Raw genomic sequence first — 16,080 nt, 5'->3', positions numbered from 1 at the left:
CTCGCCCTACGCGCCCTTGGACAGGCTCGGACCTGCCTGTGACCAGCGCGTGTTGGTGTTGTGCAGGGCCCGCTCGGTGTCCGTGATGGACACCTTGATCGGGATGCCGGGACGACCGCCCACCTTGATCAGGAACCGGCCCCGGCCGGGCGGCTCCTCGTTGCCGCCCGTGCTCGCCCAGCCCGGCGGGGACGACCAGGACGACACCAGTTCGATCTCCCGCTCGGACATCCCCACGATCTCGCCGAGTTCCTTCATCTCGGTACGGGGAAGGCCCGCGCAGACGACCATGCCGGCCCGCTCCACGAAGCCCCGCGCCTTGGCGCGGTCCGCCTCGCTGCCCAGCGCCTCGGCGTCCTTCAGCGTGTGCGTGATCTTCGCGTCGCCGAGGCCGAGCGACCGGTTGAGCCGGGTCAGCGCGTCGATCCGCTCGACGATGCCGGAGGCGGCCCGCAGCGGGCGCCACAGCTCGTCCAGGACGGTGAAGAACCAGCGCTGCGGGGCCAGTCCGGCGTCCGCGAGCGCATGCGCGGCGGCCACCGTGCCGAGTCCGTCCGACCAGGCGGCGAGCATCGCGGCCGCGGTCAGCTGGGTGTCCGCCTCACCGATGCGGGAGATGTCCACGCACACGGCGGGGGACGCCGGGTTGATCCGGGTCGACGTCTCGGCCGCGAAGGTGTCGCCGAGGGGGCCGTCCAGCACGCCCAGCAGCGAGCGGTGCAGCGGGTCCACGGCCTCCTGGTACCGGGCCACGTTGCCGCGGTCCAGCGTCACCGCGCGGACCCGGTCGGGGCCCTCGTCGAGCACCTTCAGCAGATCGGGCAGCAGCGGGGCCCGCCCCGGCTTCGTACGCTCCGCCAGGTGGTGCAGACAGGCGGAGAGCACCGACTGCTCGTGGTCGTCCATCGGACGGCCGCGCACGATCGTGATGAGCGCCGCGACCATGTTCAGCACCCGGCCGTGGGCCTCGGCGGCCAGCACCCGGCCGCGCTCGCCGCCGATGCGCACCGCCGCCTCGCCCATCGCGCCCGGGTCGAGGACGTTGATGCCGCCGACGCCGCGGCCGATCGAGATGACCTGGCCGCCCAGCGCCCTGACCGTGTCGGCGTAGTCGGGCTTCAGGTCGCCGAGCACCAGCGGGGTGATGCCCGTCGCCGACATGCCGATGAGCATCCGGTTGACCAGCGTCGACTTGCCCAGACCCGGCATGCCGAGCATGAACAGGGACGGGTTGGAGATGTAACGGGCCCGCGTGAACCAGGAGATGGGGTCGCCGCACACCGTCGCCCCGGTGTGCAGGTGCTGGCCCAGCGGGACGCCCGTCATGGGCGCGCCGGAGCCCGCCGCGAACGGCCACAGCCCGCACGCCTGCACGGTGGTCGCCCGCCACAGCGCGGGCGGATCGACGTGCCCGACCTGCCCCCCGGCGGGGCCGTACCAGCCGCGCGGCGGTGCCACCTGCGGCCTCGGCGTCGACTGCTTGCTCACAGCGCCTCCCGGATCTGGTACGGAACGAGGGTGTGCTCCCACGGCAGCAGGCCGACCGGCAGCGTGCAGGTGAACGCGGAGGCCTGCATACGGTCCGCGGGGCGCATCAGGATGCGGGACGAGGCCTGCAGGTTGCGGACGGTGATGGCCGCGTCCTGCAACTGCTGCTCGTCGTCGACGGTGACGGTCACCATCAGCGAGAACTCCACGAGCCCCGCGCCCGCCGCCTCCTCGGCGGCGGTCTGCTCGGCGGCCTGCATCTCGGAGCTGGCCCGCGCCTGCACGAGACCGCGCCGCGAGCCCGCCATGAAGTGGGCCGAGCGCCGGTCGGACTCCACGATGCGGGCGGAGGTCGCCGGGTCGATGGGCCGGTAGATGAGGGAGACCCGCTTGCGCCGGGTGCCCGGCGCGGGTTCGAGGAGGCCGCGCAGCACGCTCGACCTGACCGTGCCGCGCGGCGCGAGCGTCAGCATCCAGGTGCGCGAGACACCCGAGTCGTGCTTGTACGCGGTGACGGTCTCGACGGCCGCCGCCGGGCCCGCGTCGCTCCACTCCAGCCCGGTGGTGGAGTGTTCGGCGCGGGCACTGAGCACGTCGGGGGCGATGGCCGGGTCGAAGGCCACCCGTACGATCTCGGCGAGCCGTTCCGCCGCCAGCGGGTACGCGCTGCCGCCGCCGGCCGCGACCAGCCCGGACAGCAGACCCGGCAGCCGCATCGACAGATCGGTGATGATGTCCTCGACCTCACGCTTGGGGCCGCCGGTGGGGCCGTAGGTGAGCGCGATGTACGTGTGCATCTCGGAGGACGCCGACGGGTAGCGTTCGACGACCTCCTCCATCACGGCGCGGGCCGCCGCCGGAGCGTTCGGCGAGATGCGCGGCAGTACCTCGGCCGCCAACCGCGTCCCGGTGTCCGGGGCCGTCTCCACGACGACCTGCGCGCCGCGCAGACCCGGCTCGTGCGACAGCCGCGACAGCCAGTCGCCCCAGGAGGCCACCCAGATGTCGACCTGCTCGGGGTCGACCAGCGAACCGCCGTCGGGCTCACAGGCCAGCACCACCGTGTACAGGCCGCGGCCCGGGTGGTGCAGCACGCCGAAGGAGCGGTTGTAGGCGTCGCGGCCCTCGTACATCTTGGTGCGGGCGAGCAGGCCCGGCGGCTGGTAGTGACCGCCGGGGCGCTTGGACAGCGGCCCGGAGAGGTAGGTGTGCGAGCCGTTCGCCTTGCGCTTCATCCAGCCGATGCGGATCGCGAGGACCTGGTAGACGTTGCGGCCGTCGACGGTGCGCAGCGCCAGCGGGGCGAGGAACAGCGCGACCGGCACCAGCACGACCACCGCGGCCAGCAGCGACACCAGTGACGCCAGCAGTGCCACCAGCAGTCCGCCGAAGGCGACGACGGTGCCGAGCAGACCCAGCGGACCGAGTCCGGGACGGCGGGGCCTGCGCCAGTTCCCGTACGTGGGACGCGTCATGGCGTCGGTGGACATGGGGGTTCCTTCTTCCGGCTCGACTCGACGTGCTTCGGGTGTACGGGGACGGGGGAGCGGGGCGCCGCCTCATCGGGCGGCCCGCCCCGCTCCCGGGGCCTGGCGGCCTGCTGCCTACTGGCTGTGGCCCTTCATGCCGTCGTTGTCGTCAAGGGAGTTGGCGACTTCCGTGGCGGCTGCGACACCGGTCTGCACGGCGACCGCGGCGGCCTGCACCGCGAGGGCCGCACCACCCGTGGCGGCTCCCGCCGCGGCGGCACCGCCTCCCGCGGCGGCGCCTCCCGCGCCACCGGCCCCGCCGGCGGAGGAGCCGGCACCCGAGGACGGCGAGCCCTTCGGACCGGCCGCGCCGCCGCCGCCTCCACCGCCGCCTCCGGCACCGCCCGCGGCGATGCTGACGGCCCCGGTGGCCACGTTGTTGGCCGCGTTGAGCGCGACCGTGCCGCCGGAGGTGCCGCCGAGGGCAGCCGTCGCGGGGACGATCAGCTTGAGCAGGGCCGGCAGGGCGAAGACCGCCATGATCAGCATGCCCATGCCGGCGATGGTCTGGTCGAGGTTCTTGGTGTCCTGCGTCATCGACGTGGCCGAATAGATGATCAGCGCCGCGGCCGGCTTGTAGAGCAGCCAGGCCCCGAGCCAGCCGACGTGCTTCTTCCACCAGCCCTCGCCCCACCCGGTCATCGAGGAGGCGGCGGCCAGCGGCAGTGTGCCGACGAGCATGATCAGGACACCGATGCGGATGTACATCAGACAGATCTGCACGAAGCTCGACAGCATCACCAGCAGACCGAAGATGAGTACCAGGCCCGGCTGGTTGAGCGTGATGACGCCGAGCATCGTCGACGCGCGGTCGCCGAGGTCGGACTTGGCGTACACGTGCTGGGCGTACAGGTCCGACGCCTTGGTCAGCGCCTGCACCACCGGCACGGCGACCGCGCCGACCAGGATGACCTTCCACATGCCCATGAACGCCTGCTTCATGGGCTGGCCCTTGCGTTCCAGGGCCATTCTGATCGCGGCCACCAGCAGCGACGCCACGGCCACGTACGCGACGATCCAGTCGATCTCCGCGTCGATCAGCCCGATGGGCTGGGAGGGGTCGTCCACGTCGACGTGCATCCAGACGCCGTTGAGCGCCTTGAGCACCTCGGCCGCGGCGTCACCGATGGCCTTGGCGAAGACGGTGACGGCACCCTCGGTGAACTCCGAACCGACCTCGTCGATCACACAGTCGACGATCTTCCAGCTGCAACTCATCTCACGCCCCCCACGTGACGAAGCCCTTGGTGCCGCTGACCTGCGACATACCGGAATAGACCGTGCCGTCGGCGTCCGGCGCGAGCTTCCAGTCGCCGTCGTCCCAGCGCATGGTCACCGACGCGGTGCCGTAGGCGTCCTTGCCGGGGACGCGGACCACGACCATCACCGTCGTCTTCTGCTTGTCGTAGGACAGGACCGTGAAGCCGGCGTAGCCGCCCGCGTCCTGCGAACCCGAGCTGGGCTTGTCGCCCTCCGCGGTGCGGCTGCGGATCAGCGCGTCGCGGCCGGGGCCGGCGACGACCTGACGGTCCACGACCTCGCGCCAGCCCTGGTAGCTGAGGTGGTCGGTGATGGCGTGGGCGGCCAGTACGGCGCCCATCGGCGTGTGCGCGAAGCAGGACCAGACCGGTCCGTCGTACTTGAGCGGGCCCACCGTCTTCGAGACCGGCACCAGGCCGGTGCCGTCGGCCTTCCAGGTGAAGTCCTTCGGCACGCTCGTCGGCTTCGCCTGGTCGCTGTCGTCGGTACGGCAGCCGGCGGGCCGGGCGTCCGCACCCTCCTTGCCCCCGCCCGAGTGCGAGCCGGAGGACGAGGTCGGATTGGGGTCCGGGTCGCCCGACGCCTGCGGCGACCGTTCGCCGCCGCCGTCCAGCATCGTGAAGACGGCGAGGACGAGCAGCACCAGCAGGAACCCGGCCGACAGGATCCAGCCTCGCTGCTGCCAGAACGGCTGCTCCCACTCCCCGCTGCCCCCTTGGGACCGGCCGGAGTTCAGCATGGTTTGCGCTCCCTTCGGATCGGGTCGTCGAATCGGTTCGTCCGGTCGCCCGGCGGTCAGGCGAAGACGAAGGTGACGACAGGACCCGCGGTGGCGACGAGGACACAGCCGCCGAGGACCATGCCGAGGCGGCCCATGTGCTCCGAGCCCTCGCCGCGGCGCATGGAGATCGCCATCATCGCGCCGGTGATGAGCACACCCGCGACGCCCGCCGCGGTGCCGGCCCAGGCGAGGATGCCGAGGACGGTGTCGACCTTGCCGGTCAGTGCGCCCGGCGCGTTGCGGTTGGGGTCGGGGACCTTTCCGTCCGCCAGGTAGATGTACTCGTGTGCCTTGGCTGCAATCGCCTTGAACATGGCTTCTCCCCGATGTGGTCGGCTGCCTCGCCGACGACGTGCTTGCTGTGTGCGGTGCTTGAGCGGTGCTTGAGCGGTCGCGCAGGAGGGACGAGGGCGGTGTGGCGCCCGGGTTCCCGGTTGCACAGTGAGCTTGGCGACTGCTGTGGGGTCCGGCCAAGCGATGTAGTGATCCAGCACCTGTCGGTGACGTGTCCGTGACACACGGGAAGAGTTCGTCATCAAGTAGCAGGTGGGACGACGGTCGGGCACGACGAACTGAGGCACCCCCACGAGGAAGTGAGGGTGCCTCAGGCGAGAACGAACGAGGGGGAGCTGCCTCCCCGGGGCGGAGGGGCGCGTCGGCGGGGGCGGCGGCTCAGATGACGAAGCCGACGATCGGGCCCGCCGTGGCGCCGATGACACAGGCGCCCATCACCATCAGGAACTGGCTCATGTGCTCGTCCCCGTCACCGGTCTTCACGGCCAGCGCCATCCGGCTGCCCACGATCAGCAGCCCCGCCACACCGGCCGCGGTGACCAGCCAGGCGATGAGGTTGAGGACGAAGTCGAGCTCTTTGGTGACACCGGTGGGCGGGCCCGCGGCCAGCGTGCCGGTCAGGGCGTGCAGGGTGCTCATGGGGTGGTCCTCCCGGTCAGTCGGGCCAGTGATGTGATCTCGCGCGGCAACGGTCCGGTCAGGTCGCCGGTGCGCCAGTCGGGCACCCACGGCACCCGGTAGACGTCGATGACAGAGCTGATCACCTTGATGCGCTGGGCGAGTTGACGGGGCAGCCGGCCGGGTGCGTCCGCGACCAGGACGATGGCGTCGAGGTCGAGCCCCGGCGGCGCGTCGCCGCGCCGGAAGATGTCGAGCGTGTGCGAGACGGCCTCCAGACCGGCGGCGTGCGTCCGCCCGACGAGCAGCACCGAGCCCGGCTCGCCCTGGTCCGGCCGCGGCCAGCTGCGGCCCGCGTCGTGACCGCCGAAGACGGTGGCGAGCGTGGACGCGCCGGCCCCGCCGTGCGTGGCCACCCAGGCGAACTGCCGTGGAGTGACGACCGCTTGAGCGGGCGCGGGCCCCTCTTCGCGGTGTCGCGGCTCCGGTTCGCCGACCGGACCGCGGATCCAGATCTCGGGCCCGTCCGGCCCGTGCCGTTCGTTCCCCTGCATCGCGACCCCCTTCATCGCCACTCTCCTCCGTCGTCGGCCCCACCGATCTTCACGTCGCCCGAACAGGTTAGGTAACGGGGTGTGAGTTCCTGGGACGAGCCTGTGACGTCGCGGTGACGCAGGCAACGGGTGGGAGCCGAGAGACTCAACAGCATGTACACGACCGGATCTTGAGGCTGAGGGGAGCCGATGTCCAACGGGGGCGGAAGCACCATGACCTGGGTGGTCGGCGGTTGCATAGCCGCGGTGATCATGCCGGTGGTCATGATGGTCGGAGTGAGCGGGGCATCGAGCGAGGACGGCGGCGGGGCGGGCGGTGGCGGCGGGTTGAAGGACGGCGCCGTTCCGCAGCAGTACGTGCCGTGGGTCCTCAAGGCGGGCGCGTTGTGCGACGTCATCAAGCCCGCCGTCATCGCCGCGCAGATCGAGGCGGAGTCGGGCTGGAACCCCAATGCCCAGTCGCCCGTGGGCGCCGAGGGGTTGTCGCAGTTCATGCCCGGCACCTGGCAGACCTGGGGACGGGACGACGACGGCAACGGCCGTGTCTCCCCGTACGACCCGGGCGACGCGATCATGGCCCAGGGCCGCTACGACTGCGCGCTCGCCAAGCAGGTCGAGGGCTACAAGAACCGTGGTGAGGCGCGCGGCGAGACCCTCGACCTCGCACTCGCCGCGTACAACGCGGGACCGGGCGCGGTCCACCAGTACGGCGGCATGCCCCCGTACACCGAGACCCAGAACTACGTCGCCAAGATCAAGTCGCTCATCGCCAAGTACGAGTCGGTGGACGACGCGCCGGGCAGGATTCCCGACGGGCAGCAGATGGCGATGCCGCTCCCCGGCAAGCCGCGCATCACCTCTCCGTACGGCATGCGCATGCACCCGATCTTGCACGTCAGAAAGCTGCACACGGGCATCGACTTCGGCGCCGCGGCCGGTACGCCGTTCAAGGCGGCCCGGGACGGGACGGTCACCTTCGCCGGATGGTCCAACGGGTACGGAAACCGTGTCGTGATCTCCCACGGAACCATCGACGGCGACCAGATATCGACCACCTACAACCACATGTCCGCCCTCAGCGTCCGTGTCGGTCAGAAGGTGAAGGTCGGTCAGCAGGTCGGCGCGGTGGGCTCCACCGGTTACTCGACGGGACCCCACGCGCACTTCGAGGTCCAGCAGAACAACAAATACGTGGACCCGGCACCCTGGCTGGGGCTGAAGTGAGAAGGAGGGAGGCGACGATGAGCACGCGTACGAGGACGATCGCCGTAGCGGTCGTGTCCGTGACGGGCCTGGTGGCGTTGACGGGCTGTGGCCTGCAGGACCATCGTGATGTGGTGGGTGCGCCGGGCGCGTCGCCCTCCGCGGTGCCCTCGGTGGCGCCGAAGGCACCCCTCCCGTCCGGCAAGCCGCTGGGCGCGGACGCGCGGGTGCCGAGCCCGTCGGGCGTCGACGGGACGGACGCGACGGACGTATCGGAGGCATGGGCGGAGGTGGCGTACGGCTATGACACGAAGTACGACTCCGGCCCGCACGACGCCGTGCTGCGCTCGGCGCGCTGGTTCACGGCGAAGAAAGCCGCTGCCGAACGGTCCTACCGGCCGGCCAGCGGTGCGGGCGACGTCTGGAACACCTGGGCCGGGCACAAGGCCTGGACCACGGTGGAGGTGACCTCCGACGACGACGGCGACGGCCCCAGGGACACGGCCGTCCTCGCCTACCGCGCCCTCTACGTCGACGGCACGGCGCACGGCCGCGACGGCTGGACGGGCACCGGGCCGCGCGCGAACGTCTTCCTCAAGCTCACGCGGTCGGGCCACGGTCAGCCGTGGCACGTCGACGAGGTGAACGCGGTGGAGGCCGCGGTCCCCCCGCCCCCGGAATCGTCCTCTGCGTCCTCCTCGACTCCGTCCTCCGCCGCCTCGACCGAACACCCCGAGTGAGGGAACCGATGTCTCGACTCAGCCGCGAACAGAAGCGGGAACTCAAGCGGCAGCGCTCGGCCGGTGCCGCCCCCGGAGGGCACCCGGCCACCGGGGTGACGCCGATCGAGGTGCATGTGCCGGTGGCCGCGGACCGCACGGGCGGTGGCGCCACGGTCGGCGGGATGCCGGTCGTCGCCCCGCCCGGCGAGACCGTCCAGGCCGCCGTCCTCACCTACCTGCACCGGCTCGTCCTCGCCACCGGCCATCCGGTCCTCGCCACCGTCGACGACGAGCGCATCGGCTACGTCGTGCCGCTCCAGGTGCACCTGGACGGGTCCAGCCAGTACGCCGGGGAGCCCGTGCGGGTGGGCCCGGGGGCGACGGCCGCCGAGCCGGAGCCGCCGACGCGACCGGAGCCGCGGCAGACCGGGCCGGCGCCGACGCCCCAGGCGCCTGCCCCGGCGCCCCAGGCCCAGCCTCAGGCGCCCGCGCCGGTGTCCGGGGAGGGGGCGGCGCCGGTTCCGCACCGGGACAAGGCGACGTACGTCCTGCGCGCGGTACCGGAACCGGACCCCCAGGCGGCCCCGGAGCCCGCCCCCATGTCACAGCCGGCACCCGCTCCGCGGCCGGTGCTCACACCGGAGCCGCAGCCCGCGCCGACACCGGCTCCCGCGCCGCAGTCGGCGCCCGGTGCGCCGGAGTTCGCGCCTGCGCCGCGGCCGGTCGCCGCGCCGGAGCCGCAGCCGGTTCGCGCGCCCGCGCCCGCTCCTGCCCCCGCGCCGCAGCCGCAGCAGCCCGCGGCGGTGGTGCGGCCCGAGCCGGAGGTGACGCCCACGGTTGCTCCTGCCTCCGTGCCGGAGCCGGAGCACGCGCCGGTGTCACGAGCGGAGTTCGGGCCTGCGTCGGGGCCGATCGCGGAGCCGCGTCCGGTCGCCGGGCCGGAACCGGTCCGTGCCCCGGAGCCGACACCTGCCCATGCCCCCGCGCCGTCGCCGTCGCCGCGGCCCGAGCCGGAGGCGGCGCCCGCGCCCGCGCCCGCTCCTGCCCTTGCGCCTGCCCCCGCGCCTGCGCTTGAGCCGCAGCAGCGGCCCGCGGCGGTGTTTCGGCCCGAGCCGGACGTGTCGTCCGCGGTTGGTCCCGCCGCTGTGCCGGTGCCCGAGCACGCGCCCGTCTCGCGGCCGGAGTTCGCGCCTGCGCCGCGGCCGGTCGGGGAGCCGGGGCCGGTCGCCGTGCCGGAGCCGCAGCAGCGGCCCGCCGCGGTCGTGCGGCCCGAGTCGGGTGCGGCTCCCGGGGCCGAGCCCGCTCCGGCGTCCGCGCAGCAGCCGCAGTCCGAGGTGGCGCCCGCGCCCCCGCAGGACCCGCAGCTCGCGCCGCGTCCGTTGCCCGAGACGGCACCGGTGTCCCTGCCTGTCACACAGGAGTTCAGGCCCGTGCCGCAGCCGCAGCCGCAGCCGCAGCGGCCCCGGCCGGAAGCGTCGCCCGCGGCTGCCCCCGTGCCGGAACGGGCTCCCGCGCCTGCCGTGGCGGAGTTCGGGCCCGCGCCGCAGCCCGCTCCCGCGCCGCAGCCCGCTCCCGTACCGGAGTCCGCGCCCGTCGCGGCCGAGTTCGGGACCGCGCCGCAGCCGGTCCGCGCGTCGGAGGCCGAGCACGCGTCCGCGCCGCGGCCGACTGCCGTGCCGGAGCCGCAGGCCGTTCCCGTGCAGCCGTCCGCTCCCGTGCAGCCGCCCGCTGCCGTGCCGCGGCCCGAGCCGGCCCCCGCGCCCGCTCCGGCCCCCGCGCCGCAGCCCGTCGCGGAGGGGTCCACGCCCGCGACGTTCGTGCTGCGTGCCGTGCCGGAGCCGAAGCCGCTGCCGGGGAGTGCGGCGACGCACGTACTGCGGGCCGTGCCCGAGTCGGCCGCCGGTGCGACGGCCACGCCGGCGGGGGAGTTCGGGCCGGCGCCGGTGGCCGAGCCCGCCCCGGTCCGCGAGGCCGTGAGCGAGCCCGCGCCCCTGCTGGACCCGGAGGCCGAGCCGGAGCCGAAGCCCGCTCCGGTGCGCGGCTTCGACGCCGTCGCCGAGGCCGTGCTGGACCAGGCGTCGGAGGGCGACGGCTCGCCGCAGTTCCTCCAGGAGCCCGTGGCACGGATCAACGAGGCCGTGAAGATGGGCCGGATCGAGGCGGCCGCGGGCATGGCGGAGCAGGCCGTCGCGGAGGCGTCGCACTCGCTCGGCCAGGATCATCCCGAGGTGCTGAAGCTGCGCGAACTGACCGCCTACATCGCCTACTTGGCGGGTGACGCGCTCAGGTCCTTCCACCTGTCGCTGGACCTCGCGCAGGTCCGCAGGCGCCACCGGGATCCGCGTGCCGCGTACGGCAACGTGCAGAGCGCGGCGGCGGCCTGGCGCGCCGTCCGCGATCCGCTCCAGGGTCTGCACCTGGGACGTGACCTGATCGGCGTGTGGGCGGAGCTCGCGGCCGACGGCGGTCCCGCCGCCGAGGACATCGAGCAGCTCGAGTCGGCGCGTACCCGTATGGGCCGGCTGTCCGAGCGCGCCCGTGTCATGGCAGACAACCCCTACGCGCAGACACCCCGGGCCCATGGTCAGTGACGGCCGGGGCGCGCGGCGCGGTCCCGCGGGACGAGGAGGGAACCGGCCCGGCGCGGGTGCGGTCGGGGCCGGCGCGTCCGGGGTCGCCGGGCTCGGGGAGCCGGGTACCGAGGCAGGCCGGGCCGCCGCGGCCCGACGTCGCTCACCGCGGCCGGGAACGCGGACGGCACGCCCGGGTGCCCGCGCCCCGCGGGCCGGCGACCCGGCCGCGCGCACCGAGGTGACCGTCAACGAGCTGACCGGGACGATGAGTTGGCGCACGCTCACGCCGGGCGGCGCCGGACGGCGGGGCCGCACCGGTCGCGCGGCGCCGCCCGCGGGCCCGCGGGGCGCCGCCCCGATCCCGACGCCCCCGGCCGCCGTACGGGCCGCGGTCGACGTCCACGTCGAGTCGCTCGGCGCGGGAGAGTTGCAGCATCACCTGGCCCGGGTCGGCGCCCTGCGCTCGCGTGTCGCGGCCGACGTCGCCCTCGGCGGGCGAGTACCGGCGGTGGTCGCCGCCCGGATGCGTTCGGTCTCCACGCCGGCCGCCGCCCATGCGCTCACCGTGGAACGTGCGGACACCATGCGGGAGTGGGGCCGAAAGGCGCCCGCGGCGAGGGCGGCGACCCCCGTCGCCGGCCCGGCGCGTCCACCGGCCGCGCCGCCGCCGGGGCCGCGGCGCTGACCGGGACGCCTGCCTAGGACGAGAGCGCCCACACCGCGTGGGCGAGGGCGTCGCCGTTGCGGTCGAGGGCGGTGTCGTTGATGTTTGACGTCGTGTCGCAGGAGGAGTGGTAGCAGCGGTCGAACGGCTGGCCCGCCGTACCGCCCCACTTCGCGGCCTGAGCGGTCGTCTTGACGTAGTCGGCGCCGCTGAAGAGACCGCCGACCGGGATGCCGGCGTTCTTGAAGGGGGCGTGGTCGGAGCGGCCGTCGCCCTCGGTCTCCGGCTCCGTCGCGATGCCCAGGCCCGTGAAGTAGTCCTTGAAGGTCTTCTCGATGGCGGGGTCGTCGTCGTAGACGAAGTAGCCGGGGTTCGGGGAGCCGATCATGTCGAAGTTCAGATAGCCGCTGATCTTCGAGCGGTTCGTGGAGGAGAGGTTGTTGACGTAGTACCGGGAGCCGACCATGCCGAGCTCCTCCGCGCCCCACCAGGCGAACCGGAGGTGCTTGGTGGGCTTGTACTGCGCGCGGGACACGGCGAGCGCCGTCTCCAGGACGGCCGCGGACCCGGACCCGTTGTCGTTGATGCCGGGCCCCGCGGTCACGCTGTCGAGGTGGGATCCGGCCATGACGACCTGGTTGGAGTCGCCGCCGGGCCAGTCGGCGATCAGGTTGTAGCCGGTGCGTCCGGACGAGGTGAACTGCTGGAGGGTCGTGGTGAACCCGGCCGCGTCCAGCTTCGCCTTCACGTAGTCGATGGACGCCTTGTAACCGGCGCGCCCGTGCGCCCGGTTGCCGCCGTTGGCGGTGGCGATGGACTGCAACTGCGCGAGATGGGCCTTGACGTTGGCGACGGGGAGGTCGGGGGCGGCGGCCACGCCGGGGGAGGCGGGCGCCGCCCCGGCTATGGAACCGGTGGTGAGGAGTGTGGTGGCCGCCACGACGGCAGCGGCGACGGCACGTCCGGGAACGGAGAGCTTCATGTGGGGGGCTCCGAATTCCGCAGTGAGTGGGGAGCCCGATGGTGAGGGTGAGGCTGACGCTCCGTCAAGAGCGGAATCCGGTCACCCCCGTCCGCATACCGAACCTCGCGGCGCCGCACGTCCGAAGTCACGGCACCCCCTCGTGTGTCCCGCCCTTCGGGTGAAGGCCCCCTAGTGCACGCAGAACTCGTTCCCCTCCGGGTCGGCCATCACCACCCACTCGCCGGCCGGTTCCTTCACGTGCCGCAGCACGCTCGCCCCCAGCTCCGTCAGCCGCTCGACCTCGGCCGCGCGCTCTCCCGGCGCCGGGTGCAGATCGAGATGGAGCCGGTTCTTGACGGTCTTGGCCTCCGGCACGCGCTGGAAGAGCAGCCGCCGGCCGAGACCGGTGCCGCTCTCCTCGTCGTAGGGGTCGTCCGGATGCCGTACGGCGATCAGGTCCCGGAAGGCCGCGCGGCCGTGGAAGTCGACGGTGGCCCCGGCCGGCAGTGCGCCGATCTCCAGCAGCCGTTCCACCAGCGCGCTGTTGTCCTCGGCCCGGTAGTGGAGCGCGGCGGCCCAGAAGTCGGCCTGGGCGTGCGGGTCGGTGGCGTCGACGACGAGCTTCCAGTGCAGGGGAGTTGGCGTCATGGCGGGCATCCTGCCAGTCCGCCGGCGGTCCGGGGGCCGGGCCGCCGAACCTGTCCCGCGGCCGGACGGCGCGGCGCCCGGGCGGTACTCCCTACGCGTGCTCCCGCGGGGCGGTGACCGTGCCGGCGTCCGGGGCGGTGCCGGGGCTCACGACGGCGTCCGCGCCGGTGACGACCTCGGTCCCCACGGCGGTCTCCGCGGCCTCGGCGACCGCAGCCTCCGAGGGGCGGCCGGCGTTCCGCAGCTGACGGGCCGCCCGCCGCGCGGTGCGCAGCGCGTCGAAGGTGAGCAGCGACAGCGCGAGCCAGACCAGCGCGAACCCGGCCCACCGCTCGGGCGGCATGGCCTCGTGGAAGTAGAGGATGCCGAGCAGGAACTGGAAGACCGGTGCGAGGTACTGCAACAGGCCCAGCGTCGACAGCGGCACGCGGATCGCCGCCGCCCCGAAGCAGACGAGGGGGAGCGCCGTCACCACACCGGTCGCGGCGAGCAGCAGGGCGTGCCCCCCGCCCTGCGCGGCGAAGGTCGCGTCTCCCCGGGAGCCCAGCCACACCAGGTAGGCCAGCGCGGGCAGGAACTGGATCGCGGTCTCGGCGGCGAGCGATTCGATGCCGCCGAGGTTGACCTTCTTCTTCACCAGCCCGTAGGTGGCGAAGGAGAAGGCGAGGCAGAGGGAGATCCACGGTGGCCGGCCGTAGCCGATGGTGAGGACGAGGACCGCGCTGAAGCCGACGCCGACGGCCGCCCACTGCACGGGCCGCAGCCGTTCCTTGAGGATGAGGACGCCCATCGCGATGGTGACGAGCGGGTTGATGAAGTAGCCGAGCGACGCCTCCACCACGTGTCCGCTGTTGACGGCCCAGATGTAGACGCCCCAGTTGACCGTGATGACGGCCGCGGCGATGGTGATCAGGCCCAGCTTGCGCGGCTGTCGCAGCAGCTCGCCCGCCCAGGCCCAGCGCCGCATGGCCAGCAGCGCGATGCCGACCACGCCGAGGGACCAGACCATCCGGTGGGCGAGGATCTCGACCGCCCCGGCGGGCTTCAGCAACGGCCAGAAGAGGGGGACGAGCCCCCACATGCCGTACGCCGCGAAGCCGTTCAGCAGACCTACGCGCTGCTCGCTCTTCGACGTCGCGGCCACCGCTGCCTCCTTCTCGTGTGATCGCCGCTCTCGTGCGGCGGAAGTCTCGAAGAAGGTAGCGCCGAGGACCCCTGCCTGTCATGCCCGTATCGCCATACGGTCATGACAGGCAGGGGGTGGCGGCGACGGAACCCCGGGGACGCGGGGTTCAGCCCTTCAGCGCCGCCTTGATCGACTCGGCGAGCGGGGTGGTCGGGCGGCCGATGAGGCGGGACAGGTCGCCGCTGGTTCCGGCGAGCAGCCCGCGCTGCACGGCCGCGTCGACGTCCACGAGGATCGCCGCGAACGGCTCGGGCAGACCCGCGCCGGTGAGAATGCCCCGCAGCACCTCGCCGGGCACGTTGTTGTACGCGATCTCCCGGCCCGTCTGCGCGCTCAGCTCGGCCGCGTACTCGGCCAGGCCCCACGCGGTGTCGCCGCTCAGCTCGTACGCCTTGTTCTCGTGCCCCTCGCCGGTCAGTACGGCGACCGCCGCCGCCGCGTAGTCGGCACGGGACGCGGAGGCGATGCGGCCCTCGCCGGCGGAGGCGACGACGGCGTCGTGCTCCAGCACCGGGGCGAGGTTCTCGGTGTAGTTCTCGTGGTACCAGCCGTTGCGCAGGAAGGTGTACGGCAGGCCGGAGCCGAGGATCGCCTGCTCGGTGCCCTTGTGGTCGTCCGCCAGCTCGAAGTCGGCCGCCGGCCCGCCCAGCACGCCGGTGTACGCGAGCTGCGCGACCCCGGCCTCCTTCGCGGCGTCGATCACGGCGGTGTGCTGCGGGATGCGCTGCCCGACCGCGTTGCCGGAGATCAGCAGCACCCTGTCGCCGGCGGCGAAGGCGCCCTTCAGGGTCTCGGGCGCGCCGTAGTCGGCCACGCGCAGCTCGACGCCGCGGGCGGCGAGGTCGGCGGCCTTCTCCTCGCTGCGGACGACGGCGACGATCTCGGACGCCGGGACCTTCTCCAGCAGGCCGTCGATGACGTGACGGCCGAGGTGTCCGGTGGCTCCGGTGACGACGATGCTCATGAGTGAACTCCTTGTGGGGTGGTCTGACACTCACCCTAGGAGGTGCACTAACTCTTCGAAAGTACCCACTTTCAAGTAAGGTACTGGCATGGCAGTAAGTACCGGAGCAGCAGAGAACAAGTACACCGTCGGCGAGGCGATGTGCCCCTACCGCCTGGTCCTGGAGCACGTCACCAGCCGCTGGGGCGTCCTCGTCCTGATCGAGCTCCTGGAGCGCCCGTTCCGCTTCAGCGAGCTGCGCCGCGCGATCGGGCGGGTCAGCGAGAAGATGCTGACGCAGACCCTCCAGACGCTGGAGCGCGACGGGCTGGTCCACCGCGACGCCAAACCGGTCATCCCGCCGCGCGTCGACTACTCGCTCACCGACCTGGGGCGTGAGGCCGCGGTGCAGGTGAAGGCCCTCGCGTCGTGGACCGCGGAGCGCATGGACGACGTGGAGCAGGCCCGCCGCACCTACGACGAGGCCCGGGAGGCGAGCTCCCGGGCCTCGTGAAGGGCGTGACCCACCGCGCGGCGGCCGCGTCTCAGCCGACGACCGTCCAGGTGTCGTTGCCGGCGAGAAGTGTGGCGAGGTCGCCCTTGCCGTTCTGTTCGATGGCGGTGTCGAGTTGGTCGGCCATCTGGGTGTCGTA

At 73.1% G+C, this 16,080-nt stretch carries 16 protein-coding genes and 1 pseudogene; 5 read left to right on the top strand and 12 right to left on the bottom strand.

Going from position 1 to position 16,080, the window contains the following annotated elements:
* Positions 1–6: 6 nt before the first annotated feature.
* The 7 genes from ACZ4IF_RS35630 to ACZ4IF_RS35600 form a co-directional block, all read right to left on the bottom strand.
* Entirely contained in the window at positions 7–1,488 is a 1,482-nt protein-coding gene (locus ACZ4IF_RS35630; protein ID WP_345644732.1) for an ATP/GTP-binding protein, read from the bottom strand.
* Positions 1,485–2,978 (bottom strand): SCO6880 family protein, encoded by a 1,494-nt coding sequence (locus ACZ4IF_RS35625; protein WP_467570599.1) that lies wholly within the window; start codon positions 2,976–2,978, stop codon positions 1,485–1,487. The genes ACZ4IF_RS35630 and ACZ4IF_RS35625 overlap by 4 nt, the downstream gene beginning before the upstream one ends.
* A gap of 114 nt (positions 2,979–3,092) precedes the next feature.
* Complete coding sequence (locus ACZ4IF_RS35620) at positions 3,093–4,235, bottom strand: hypothetical protein (RefSeq protein ID WP_467570596.1); 1,143 nt, start codon at positions 4,233–4,235, stop codon at positions 3,093–3,095.
* Position 4,236: 1 nt separating this feature from the next.
* Entirely contained in the window at positions 4,237–5,016 is a 780-nt protein-coding gene (locus ACZ4IF_RS35615) for a DUF8175 domain-containg protein (protein ID WP_467570594.1), read from the bottom strand.
* Between the two features lie 56 nt (positions 5,017–5,072).
* On the bottom strand, positions 5,073–5,372 hold the full coding sequence (locus tag ACZ4IF_RS35610) for a hypothetical protein (RefSeq protein ID WP_028805325.1): 300 nt from the start codon (positions 5,370–5,372) through the stop codon (positions 5,073–5,075).
* A 358-nt stretch (positions 5,373–5,730) separates the two neighbouring features.
* Entirely contained in the window at positions 5,731–5,991 is a 261-nt protein-coding gene (locus tag ACZ4IF_RS35605) for a hypothetical protein (protein WP_095935972.1), read from the bottom strand.
* Positions 5,988–6,539, bottom strand: coding sequence for a DUF6668 family protein (locus ACZ4IF_RS35600; RefSeq protein ID WP_359499171.1), 552 nt, complete (start codon positions 6,537–6,539; stop codon positions 5,988–5,990). The genes ACZ4IF_RS35605 and ACZ4IF_RS35600 overlap by 4 nt, the downstream gene beginning before the upstream one ends.
* 198 nt (positions 6,540–6,737) lie before the next feature.
* On the opposite strand from ACZ4IF_RS35600, the gene ACZ4IF_RS35595 reads away from it, so the two are divergent.
* The 4 genes from ACZ4IF_RS35595 (at position 6,738) to ACZ4IF_RS35580 (ending at position 11,707) form a co-directional block, all read left to right on the top strand.
* On the top strand, positions 6,738–7,748 hold the full coding sequence (locus ACZ4IF_RS35595; protein ID WP_467570591.1) for a peptidoglycan DD-metalloendopeptidase family protein: 1,011 nt from the start codon (positions 6,738–6,740) through the stop codon (positions 7,746–7,748).
* A gap of 17 nt (positions 7,749–7,765) precedes the next feature.
* Entirely contained in the window at positions 7,766–8,467 is a 702-nt protein-coding gene (locus ACZ4IF_RS35590; RefSeq protein ID WP_467570588.1) for a hypothetical protein, read from the top strand.
* 8 nt (positions 8,468–8,475) lie between these two features.
* Entirely contained in the window at positions 8,476–11,040 is a 2,565-nt protein-coding gene (locus tag ACZ4IF_RS35585; RefSeq protein WP_467570586.1) for a hypothetical protein, read from the top strand.
* A 220-nt stretch (positions 11,041–11,260) separates the two neighbouring features.
* Positions 11,261–11,707: a hypothetical protein gene (locus ACZ4IF_RS35580; protein ID WP_467570583.1), complete on the top strand. Its 447-nt coding sequence runs from the start codon at positions 11,261–11,263 to the stop codon at positions 11,705–11,707.
* Positions 11,708–11,720: 13 nt separating this feature from the next.
* On the opposite strand, the gene ACZ4IF_RS35575 is transcribed toward ACZ4IF_RS35580, so the two are convergent.
* The 4 genes from ACZ4IF_RS35575 to ACZ4IF_RS35560 form a co-directional block, all read right to left on the bottom strand.
* The gene (locus ACZ4IF_RS35575) at positions 11,721–12,668 is read right to left on the bottom strand and encodes a M28 family metallopeptidase (protein WP_467570581.1); all 948 of its coding nucleotides are present in this window, start codon (positions 12,666–12,668) and stop codon (positions 11,721–11,723) included.
* Positions 12,669–12,839: 171 nt separating this feature from the next.
* A complete protein-coding gene (locus ACZ4IF_RS35570) occupies positions 12,840–13,307 on the bottom strand; it encodes a VOC family protein (RefSeq protein ID WP_467570578.1) in 468 nt (155 codons plus the stop codon).
* Positions 13,308–13,389: 82 nt separating this feature from the next.
* Complete coding sequence (rarD, locus tag ACZ4IF_RS35565; protein ID WP_467570576.1) at positions 13,390–14,442, bottom strand: EamA family transporter RarD; 1,053 nt, start codon at positions 14,440–14,442, stop codon at positions 13,390–13,392.
* Between the two features lie 148 nt (positions 14,443–14,590).
* The gene (locus tag ACZ4IF_RS35560) at positions 14,591–15,448 is read right to left on the bottom strand and encodes an SDR family oxidoreductase (RefSeq protein WP_467570574.1); all 858 of its coding nucleotides are present in this window, start codon (positions 15,446–15,448) and stop codon (positions 14,591–14,593) included.
* A gap of 88 nt (positions 15,449–15,536) precedes the next feature.
* Here ACZ4IF_RS35560 and ACZ4IF_RS35555 point away from each other — a divergent pair, with 88 nt between their 5' ends.
* Positions 15,537–15,941: a winged helix-turn-helix transcriptional regulator gene (locus ACZ4IF_RS35555; RefSeq protein ID WP_095935980.1), complete on the top strand. Its 405-nt coding sequence runs from the start codon at positions 15,537–15,539 to the stop codon at positions 15,939–15,941.
* A 31-nt stretch (positions 15,942–15,972) separates the two neighbouring features.
* On the opposite strand, the pseudogene ACZ4IF_RS35550 reads toward ACZ4IF_RS35555, so the two are convergent.
* Positions 15,973–16,080: pseudogene (locus ACZ4IF_RS35550) on the bottom strand (2-oxoacid:ferredoxin oxidoreductase subunit beta); the annotation flags it as partial.

The organism is Streptomyces sp. NPDC025784 (assembly GCF_055558435.1).
This window is presented reverse-complemented; position numbering and strand designations above follow the sequence as displayed.